The 9255-nt window shown below is 74.7% G+C and carries 6 protein-coding genes; 2 read left to right on the top strand and 4 right to left on the bottom strand.

What is annotated here, in order from left to right; translation table 11 throughout:
* Window positions 1–146: 146 nt before the first annotated feature.
* A complete protein-coding gene (locus ACZ63F_RS37670; protein ID WP_469718128.1) occupies window positions 147–896 on the top strand; it encodes a class I SAM-dependent methyltransferase in 750 nt (249 codons plus the stop codon).
* Between the two features lie 73 nt (window positions 897–969).
* Here ACZ63F_RS37670 and ACZ63F_RS37675 read toward each other — a convergent pair whose 3' ends face one another.
* From ACZ63F_RS37675 to ACZ63F_RS37690, 4 genes are all read right to left on the bottom strand, one after another.
* Entirely contained in the window at window positions 970–2271 is a 1302-nt protein-coding gene (locus tag ACZ63F_RS37675) for an AAA family ATPase (protein ID WP_469718129.1), read from the bottom strand.
* Window positions 2272–2480: 209 nt separating this feature from the next.
* Window positions 2481–2657 carry a hypothetical protein gene (locus ACZ63F_RS37680; RefSeq protein ID WP_469718131.1) on the bottom strand — a complete coding sequence of 59 codons (177 nt, stop codon included), beginning with the start codon at window positions 2655–2657 and terminating at the stop codon, window positions 2481–2483.
* Between the two features lie 135 nt (window positions 2658–2792).
* The gene (locus tag ACZ63F_RS37685) at window positions 2793–4904 is read right to left on the bottom strand and encodes an AAA family ATPase (protein ID WP_469718132.1); all 2112 of its coding nucleotides are present in this window, start codon (window positions 4902–4904) and stop codon (window positions 2793–2795) included.
* Between the two features lie 62 nt (window positions 4905–4966).
* Entirely contained in the window at window positions 4967–8032 is a 3066-nt protein-coding gene (locus ACZ63F_RS37690; RefSeq protein ID WP_469718133.1) for an AfsR/SARP family transcriptional regulator, read from the bottom strand.
* 357 nt (window positions 8033–8389) lie between these two features.
* Here ACZ63F_RS37690 and ACZ63F_RS37695 point away from each other — a divergent pair, with 357 nt between their 5' ends.
* Complete coding sequence (locus ACZ63F_RS37695; RefSeq protein WP_469718135.1) at window positions 8390–8836, top strand: nuclear transport factor 2 family protein; 447 nt, start codon at window positions 8390–8392, stop codon at window positions 8834–8836.
* The last annotated feature ends 419 nt before the right edge of the window (window positions 8837–9255 follow it).

Genomic DNA, 9255 nt, shown 5'->3' on the forward strand with positions numbered 1-9255 from the left:
CCCCCCCCCCCCCCCCCCCCCCCCCCCCCCCCCCCCCCCCCCCCCCCCCCCCCCCCCCCCCCCCCCCCCCCCCCCCCCCCCCCCCCCCCCCCCCGTCCCGCACCCGACCACCAGGACAGGGCACACGCCCGGAAAGGACGGCGCGGATGACCACGGCCCAGCCGCTCACGCCCCGCACGGCCGACGCGTGGGGGCAGCTCCTGCTCGACTGCCACACCGCGGGGCTGCCGCGGGACACCTATTTCGAGATCTGTGAACGCGACGACGGATACATCAGCGGCTACGACGCCGTGGGCTTCTTCACAGGCCCCGACGCCTGGCCGGCGCTGGACCGCTGGGCCTTCTCCCGGTTCGACGGCCGGGTCCTGGACATCGGGGTCGGGGCCGGCCGGTTCGCGGTCCCCTTCCAGGACCGCGGCGGCGAGATCGTGGGCCTCGACGTGTCGGCCGACGCGCTCGACGTGTGCCGGCGCCGCGGGCTGACGGAGACGTTCCTCGGCACCGTCGACGACCTGCCGGAGAGCGCCCGCTTCGACACCTTCCTGCTGCTGGGCCGCAACCTCGGCCTGCTGGAGAGCCGCGAGCGCGCCCCGCGGCTGCTCGGCGCGCTGGCCCGGCTGGCGCGGCCCGGGGCCCGGATCGTCGGGACCGGGATGGACCCCTATCTGCTCGACGGGGCGCAGCACGCCGAGTACCTCGCGGCGAACCGGCGGCAGGGCCGGATGAGCGGCCAGATGCGGCTGCGGCTGCGGCACCGACTGCTGGTGACGGACTGGTTCGACTACCTGTTCGCCTCGCTGCCGGAGCTCGAAGCGCTGGCCGAGGGCACCGGCTGGGAGCTGGCCGAGGCCGAGCGGCACGGCCCGGACTACGGTGTCGTCCTCACCCTGGCCTGACGCCGTACCGACCGGCGGCCACGGACCGCGACCCGCCGGTGGCACCCGGCGGGTCGCGATCCGTGGCCGCTGGTCAGCTCTCGCCCACCGCCACCTTGCGGGCGCGGTCCTCGGGCCCGGAGCGGTACATCACCGTCGCGCCCCACCGCCGGGGTTCGCGGCGCGCGTCGGCGTACAGATGGCGGACGTGGTTGAGCACGGAGAAGCGCGGTTCGTCACCGCCGAGGCCTTCCGGCCGGACCAGGCCGTAGGTCACCAGGGTGAAGACGACGACGGCGGCGTCGGCGCCGGAGGTCCCGACGGCCGTCGCCGCCTCGGCCACCGACCAGCTGCGGTGGTCGCGGGCGACGGCGGCGAGGAAGGACACGCCGGCCGGGCTGAGCCGGCCCAGGGTGCGGCGCAGCCGGACCATCAGGTCACGTGAGGAGTCGGCGGTCATCGGCGGCGCGGTCAGACCGAACGGGCTGCGCTCCACCTCGGCCAGCAGCTCCGGCAGGGAGCGGACGAGGGTCCAGCGGCCGGCGAACTCCAGCGCCCGGGGCAATCCGTCGAGGCGCCGGCAGAGTTCGGCGACGACCTCGGCGTCGGTGTCGTCCAGCCGGAACAGCGGATTGCCGGCGCGGATGTGCGCGCACAGCAGCCGCACGGACGGCACCTGTGCCAGTTGCTCCGGGTCCGACTCGGCGCCGGGGGCGGGCACCGGCAGCGGGGCGAGGCGCAGGATCTGCTCACCGGGCACGCCGCACGGCGCGCAGGCGGTGACCAGGATGCGCAGCCGCGGATGGGCGCGCATCAGCGCGACGAGCCGGCCCGCGCCGTCCGCGGCTTCGGCGTCGTCCAGCACCAGGACGGTCGTCTCCCCCGCTGCGCGGTCGCAGAGTTCGCCGACGGGTATCTCCTCGCCGCGGCCCCGCCACAGCACCCGGATGCCGTCGGCCGCGACCCGTCGCACGGCCTCGGCGGCCAGGTGCGACTTCCCGACCCCTCCGATGCCGACGACCGACACCAGCCGCCCGTTCGGCTGCGTCAACAGGGCGGTGAGGGCGGCGACTTCGGTGTCCCGGCCGATCAGCGGGCTCCGCACGAGCCACGGCGTGGGGCCGCAGCCGCCTTCCGCGGCGTGCTCCGCGGTGCCGGGCCGGCGCCGGGCCGCCTCCATCAGCGTCTCGCGCTGGGCGGCGCCGAGCCGCAGTCCGTCCGCGAGCAGCCGGATCGTGTCCAGCCGGGGGGACAGGACCTTGCCCTGCTCCAGATTGCGTATGGCGCGCACGCTCACGGTGGTGAGGTCCGCGAGGTGGCGCTGGGTGAGTCCGGCGCGCCGGCGGTGGTCTCTCAGCAGGACGCCGAGGTCCTGCCGGTTTCGGATGTCGTTCATGACGTGCTCCGGTGGGCCGTTCCGAGGTGCTGGTGGAACCGGGGGGCGGGACGCCTCCGAGTGGGTCGCCCACTGCCGCTCCGCGGTGCTGCCGCGGGACATCGCCGGTGGCTGCAGGGTGCCCGCCGAACGCCGACGCGGCGGGGCCGCGCGCCTGCGGCGGCCTCCCGGCCCTGCCGCGTCGGAGCACGTCCCCCGCCGGCGCGTCGTCAGCTCCAGGGGTTGGTGTTGTCCGTGGAGGAGCCGTCGTCGGCCCGTACGCTCGCCGTACGCTGCGGGTGCGCCGCGGCCTCGGCCGCCACCGCGCCCAGGAGAGCGGCGACCGCGGTGATGACGACGACGGCGGCCCTCATGGGCTTCACGACCGCTGCGAGGTTGCTGTTCATGGTGGCTTCCTTCCTCTCCCTCGGCCCTCTGCCGGACCTCTGGAAAGAAAGCTAGGAGTCGCTGCAATCACGTCACTTTGACGCCGCTATCCCTCCCGGATAGCCGTCATGGCCTGCGGATTCTCCCGTGCGCGGCTACCCGGCCAAGGTTCCTTTCGGGGCCGTGACGGAGGGGAGGGCGGCCTGCGCGGCGTACGTGACCTCCTGCTCCCACAGGTGCCAGCACACGTGTTCCAGACCGCGTTTGAGATAGCGCCGGTAGGTGCTGAAGGACAGCGCGAGTTCCCGTGCCACCGCCTGCTGGGTGCTGCCCCCCTTGACGTAGGTCGCCCATACCGCTGCGCGCTGTCCTTTCGCCCGGGGGTCCTGGTCGATGGACTCGATGGCCCGTACGACGAGCCGGCGGAGGTTCTCCTCCGGGTCACCGGAACGCCGGGCGACGGATGCGGCGTGCAGGAGCGGGTTACCGGCCAGCCGCTCGCGCTGGTGCCAGTCGCGCAGCACGTCGTGGACGGCCCGGTCGAAGGCCGCCCGGGACAGGACGGCCGTGCGCGGCGAGCCGGTGATGCCCGGTGCGCGCAGTCCGAAGAGCACACGGTCGTCGAGCAGTTCGCACCATTCGCTCATTCCTGCGGTCCCCCAGTCGTGTCCGAAGAGCGTGACTCTCTGTGCGGCGAGTTGCGGTGCGCTGGGCAGCCGGCGGAAGTCGGCGTACTCCAGCAGGTGGTCGGGGCCGTCACCGTCCCGGGCGTGGAAGGTCCAGGCCAGCCGCTCCTGCACGTGCAGCTCGCGGGTGACGCGGGCGAGCATGCCGGTGGAGGCGGCCACGAGGTCGTGCGGGCGGCGGCGCAGCAGGGCGAACCGCACCAGGTTGACCCGTTCCCCGGGGCGCAGTTCCCGGTGCGACTCGACGTGCTCACGGACGACGGCGACCACCGGGTCGATGGCGGTCTCCACCGCGTCCCAGCGGTCGAAGTTCAGCAGGCCCAGCACGCCGACGAGTTCGCCGGTGCGGGCGCTGCGGTAGAGCCGGAAGCCGCGTGGCCTGCGGTGCAGCCAGAAGTCGACGGCGGCCACGCCCTGCGGGCCGAGGCGTTCGTGGGCGAGGTCGCGGACGGCGGGCAGGTCCTCGGCGTCGCAGGTGGTCTCGTACACCGGCTCGGCCCCCCACTCGGTCAGCTCGTCGCGGCCGGGTCCGGACGAGCGCCGGCCGCGGGCCTGGATGTGGTTGAAGGCCCGCGCTCCGCAGAGCGAGACCGGCTCGGGACGGGTGCGGATCAACGCCTGGAGGTGGGCGCGCAGCGCCTTGTGCAGCGCGACGTAGGCGTCGGGTGCGCGCCAGCCGAGGTCGCGGTCCAGGGCGTCGGCGACCACGGGCAGCAGCCGCAGTCCGGAGCGGCCGGTGGTGACGTAGGGCCGGCGGCGCAGCCAGTCGAAGACCTCGTGGGCCTGTTCCGGCAGGAAGGCCCGCAGCAGGTCCTCCGTGGTCTCGGGGACGTGCGCGCTGATCTCCAGGGCCTGGCGGTGCAGGGCGGAGGGGACGGGGCCGACCACCCGGTCCAGCAGTGCGGCGACGGCCTCGGGCGCGGGCTGCCAGTCGTCCCCGTGCGGCGCGTCCCGGTCCCGGGCGGCGAGCCACAGGGCGAGGGGGTGGCCGGCGGCGAAGGCGAGCCGGGCGGTGCGGGCGGTGACGCGGCCGGGCACGGCGTCCTGGAGCAGCCGTCCCGACTCGGCGCGGGACAGGCGGTCCAGGCGTCCGACGCTCAGGGTGTCGGCCCAGGCCGGGTCGGTGCGCCAGCGCAGTCCGGGCGGCTCGCGGCCGGCCAGCACGACCAGCGAGCCGGGCGGCAGGCCGGTGAGACAGCGGTCCCGGAACCAGTCCTCCAGCGGGCCGAGCCGGTCGGCTCCGTCCACGAGGAGTACCGGCCGTCCGGTACGCGGGACGTCCGCCGCGGCGGTGAACGCCTCCTCGGTGGGGTCGGTGCGTGCCGCGTCCACCTCGACGACGTGCCGTCCCCGCCGCCGGGCCTCGACGGCGAACCGGCGCAGCAGCTGGGTCTTGCCGATGCCGCCGGGGCCGTGCAGGGCCAGCACGGGGACGGTGCCGGGCGGCCGGTCCAGCGCGGCCCGGAACCGGGCCAGTTCGCTCTCCCGGCCCACGAAGCGGCGCAGAAACGTCTCTTCTCTGTTCCGGGCGGGAGCGTCGGGGGCCTGTCGCCGGGGCGCCGGAGCGCTGTGCGGGTTCATGTGGGGGCTGCTGCCTCTGGTCGGGTGCGCTCCTCGGCACGTGCACGGTCGCGGTGTCGGCGTCACCGGCCCTCGGCGGCGCCACCGGCGGCCACCCGGGCGAGCAGTCCGGTGGCCCGCTGCTCTTCCTCACCCATGCCGAGCCGGCGGATAACCTCCAGGGCGTCGGTGAGCAGCCCGCCGGCCTTCGCGGTGTCGTCGCCGCGCAGGCTCAGGTCGGCCAGGTCGACGCGGACGGAGGCGGCGCCGGCCTGGTCGAGGATGCCCTCACGCACGGCCAGCGCGCGGTTGAAGTACGAGGCGGCCTGGGTGAGTTCGCCGAGGCGGACGTGGACCCGGCCGAGGTCGTGCAGGAGGTACCCCTCACCGATGACGTCGCCGTCGTCGCGGACCATGCTGAGGCCCTCGGTGAGCACCTTGCGGGCGTCGCCGGGCTGCCCGCGGTACAGGTGCAGCTGGCCCGCGCGCTGGAGCACCCGGGCCTGCCCGCCGAGATAGCTGAGGTCGCGCCAGATCTCCAGCGCCTCGTCGAGTTCGGCCTCCACCCGCCCCACGTCGCCGCGCCGCAGCAGGATGACCGCGCGCTGGACGAGGACGGAGGCGCGGGCCCAGGGGTCGTCGTCGCCGAAGTGCCGCTCGGCCCGCTCGAACAGGTCCATCGCGGCGGTGTCGTTACCGGACAGCCGTTCCAGCAGGCCGAGATCGCGGCGGCACAGCCCGAGCCCCTTGGTGTGGCCGAGCTCCTCGAAGAGGCCGACGGCGGTGGTCAGCGACCGGCGGGCCTCGGGCAGGTTGCGGCGGTTGAGGTGCAGTGAACCCAGCGAGGCGAGCAGGGCGGCCTGGCCGAGCGGGTTGCCGCTGCGGCGCACCGCGGTCAGCGCCTTGCGGTGGGTGCGGGCCCAGTGGTCGAGATAGCCGCGGGTCTCGAAGAACGGGGCGAGGTTGACGGCGAGTTCCCAGGCGTAGCCGTCCTCGCCCTCCTGCGCGAGGCTCTCCACGGTCAGGCTGAGGTTCTCGCGTTCGGTGTCGAGCCATTCCAGGGGGCGGCCGAGGACGGTCCCGACGTGGTCGGCGGGCGGGCTCCAGCGGACGGCGGGCCCGTCGAAGTAGCGGGTGCCGAGGACCCGCAACTGCGCCTCGCAGACCAGCGCGAGCCAGGCGCCGCCCACCCGGCGGATCGCTGCCCGCCGTTCGGTCTCGTCCGACTCGGCGGCCAGCCGGTCCCGGGCGAACAGCCGGATGATGTCGTGGAAGCCGTAGCGCAGCTCCCCCGTGGCGTCGACTCCGGCGACGTCCAGCATCTGCACGTCGACGAGGGGCTCCATGAGGTCGGACGGGTACGGGTAGGCGTCCGGGGCGTCGAGGAGGGGGCCGCCGATCCAGCTCGGGAAGGTGGAGCCCTTGGTGAGACTGAGCAGTCGCAGCAGGGTGCGGTCCCTCTCGGCCAGTCCGTCGTAGGTGAGGGCCAGGCTGGCCCGGACGGTCATCTCGCCGTGGGTGAGTTCGTCCAGGCGGCGGCGTTCGTCGGCGAGCCGCTGCACCATCGAGGCGAGCGGCCAGTGCGGGCGGGCGGCCAGCCGGGCGGCGATGATGCGCAGGGCGAGCGGCAGTCCGCCGACGGCGGCGGCCAGCGCCCTGGCGGCTTCGGGTTCGCCGCCGACGCGGTCGGCGCCGACGACGTTCCCGATGAGTTCCAGTGAACCCTGCTCGTCCAGGATGTCCAGCGTGACCCGGTGGGCTCCGGGGAGGGCGGTGAGCCGGGCCCTGCTGGTGACGAGCACCCCGCAGGAGCGGCCGCCGGGCAGCAGCGGGAAGATCTGCTCCTCGCCGACGGCGTCGTCGAGGACGACCAGGATGCGGCGGTCGGCGAGCATGCTGCGGTAGATCTCGCCCCGCTCCTCCAGGGAGTCCGGGATGGCGGGACCGGGCAGGCCCAGGGCCCGCAGGAACCGGCCGAGGACCTCGCGGGGGTCGACGGGATCGGCCCGGCCGCCGCGCAGCTGGCAGTAGAGCTGGCCGTCGGGGAAGTGGGATTCGGCGAGCCGGTGCGCGACCCGGGCCGCGAAGGTGCTCTTGCCGATGCCGGAGCGGCCGGTGACGACGACGATGCCCGGCGCCCGGTCCGGCGAGGTGTTCGTGAGGACGCCCTCGGCCTCCGTGACGAGCTGCCGGTGACCGACGAAGTCAGCTGTGTCGACGGGGAGTTGGCGGGGGACGGCGGCGCGGGACGGGGTGTGGCCGTCCTCGTCGGCGACCGCGTCGGGCCCGAGGTCCGCCGCGGGCGCGCCGAGCGGCTGCCCGGTGCCGCGCAGGTCGGTGGCGGGCGGGCGCTCCAGCCGCAGGGAGGGGTCCTCGGTCAGGACGGCCTGCTCCAGCCGGCGCAGGTCCTCGCCGGGCTGGAGGCCCAGTTCGTCCCTGAGCAGGGCGCGGCCCTCCCGGTAGGACTCCAGGGCTTCGGCCTGCCGGCCGGAGCGGTACAGGGCGAGCATCAACTGCCCGCGGAGCCGTTCCCGTAAGGGGTTGTCGCCCACCAGCCGCGCTATCTCGGCGGTCAGCTGGTGATGACGGCCGAGCGAGAGCTCCAGTTCGATGAACGACTCGGTGGCCGCGAGGCGTTCCTCGTCTATGTGCTCGGCGACCCGGGCGAGCGCGTCGCTGGGGATGCCGTTCAGGCAGGGGCCGCGCCACAGGCCGACCGCCGTGCGCAGCAGGGCGGCGGCCTCGGCGGTGCGGCCCCTGCCGCCGAGCGTGGCGGCCTCGGCGACGGTGCGCCGGAAGACATTCAGGTCGAGCGCCTCGTCGTCGATCTGGAGGACGTAGCCGGGCGGCCGGGTCTCGATGGCGGCCTCGACGGCGGCGGCCGCCAGGGTCTTGCGCATCCGGGACACGCAGATCTGCACCTGGGTGCGAGCGGTCTCCGGGGGGTCCTCGGCCCAGAGCAGCCGGATGAGGTGGTCGCAGTTCTGGAGCCGTCCGCTCTCCAGGAGCAGGGCGGCGAGGACGACCTGCTGCCTGCCCGCCGTGACCGGCACCGTGCCCTGGCCGCGGTCGAACACCTTCAGCTCGCCCAGCACTTGAAAGGTGAATCCCACTGCCCGGTCACGCGACTCGAGGTGCACTCCGGCCATGAATCCTCCCCATCACACACAGCAGGCCACAGCGCGCCTGGCCGCAAAGTCTACGGCCCGAACCCGGCTGTCCACCGGCCTGAGCAGTAGCTGAACAGCGCTGACCAGGGGGTGGATCAGGGCCCTCATCGGGGCGGTGAGGTGACCGGCCCTCCGCCACCCGGCCCGCCGCCGGGGTGCCCCCCGCCGACCCGGATGGCCAGTGGTGACCAGCATCCGAGCAGCGGGTGACCAGGCCACCGGGGCGGGAAACCGCGGTGATAGCGGAAGGACAGCGCACGGCCGGACGATCGCCCGGTGGGAGCCGTCGGCGCCGCCACGCCCGTCCACCGAGAGCGAGAGGTCGGTCATCCAGTCATGAGCAGCGACAACTTCCCTATGCCCGCAGCCGGTTCGAAGGTGACGGCAGCCGGGGTGAAGCACGTGATGCTCACCTACCACTACCTGGACATCGGTGACATCGACGGGTACGCCTCCCTGACGGAGCAGGACGTGACGCTGGACCACCCCGGTGCGCCGCCGCACCGGGGCCGGGACGCGGTGCTCAGCGCACATGCCGCGCAGGCGACCCTGCTCCGGCGGCACGAGCTGGACACTGTCGTGGCCGACGAGGGCCGGGTGGTGGTGCTCGGCCGGGTGGTGGGCCAGGCACCGGGGGCGGCCCGGCGGGCGGCGTACGGCGTGGACTTCGCGGACGTGTTCACCCTCTCCGGGCAGACCCTGGTCCGGGAGTGCCGGCGCTACTACTACGCGCCCCTGCCGGGCGGGCTGCCGGCGTACCCCGAGGACCCCGCGGCACAGTGATCCGCCGACCGGCGTTCGTCGGCCGGCGGTCCCGGCAACAGCCGCCGCGCTCGGGCGTGAAGAGGTAGGGGGCGACGCGGCCGCGGGGACCGGTTTGCTGATGGTGCCACGGTACGAGCCGTACCTTTCCCGAGTCGGGTCCGCCCGCCAAGCGGCCGGGCACAGGCGGTCGTTCTTCCCTCGGGGCGGGAAATCGGCGCCATTTCCGGGGACTTCACCGCCGTTTTCCGGCACCGCCGCCGGACACCGATGTGCCGGCGTGGTACCGCGCCCCCGCCCGGTCGGCCGGAGAGCCGCGGGAGCGTACGGGGAAGCCTGCGGAACGGAACCGCAGGGGCGCGGGGGGGGGGGGGTGGGGGGGGGGGGGGGGGGGGGGGGGAGTGGGGGTCGCTTCTCTCCCCGCCTGCGTAGGAGGCCTC

The organism is Streptomyces sp. NPDC104761 (assembly GCF_055583445.1).

Excerpts from the sequence above, each read along its gene's own strand:
- ACZ63F_RS37675 (WP_469718129.1), bottom strand. The coding sequence starts at position 2,271 with ATGAACGACATCCGAAACCGGCAGGACCTCGGCGTCCTGCTGAGAGAC.
- ACZ63F_RS37670 (WP_469718128.1), top strand. The coding sequence starts at position 147 with ATGACCACGGCCCAGCCGCTCACGCCCCGCACGGCCGACGCGTGGGGG.
- ACZ63F_RS37695 (WP_469718135.1), top strand. The coding sequence starts at position 8,390 with ATGAGCAGCGACAACTTCCCTATGCCCGCAGCCGGTTCGAAGGTGACG.
- ACZ63F_RS37685 (WP_469718132.1), bottom strand. The coding sequence starts at position 4,904 with ATGAACCCGCACAGCGCTCCGGCGCCCCGGCGACAGGCCCCCGACGCT.
- ACZ63F_RS37680 (WP_469718131.1), bottom strand. The coding sequence starts at position 2,657 with ATGAACAGCAACCTCGCAGCGGTCGTGAAGCCCATGAGGGCCGCCGTC.
- ACZ63F_RS37690 (WP_469718133.1), bottom strand. The coding sequence starts at position 8,032 with ATGGCCGGAGTGCACCTCGAGTCGCGTGACCGGGCAGTGGGATTCACC.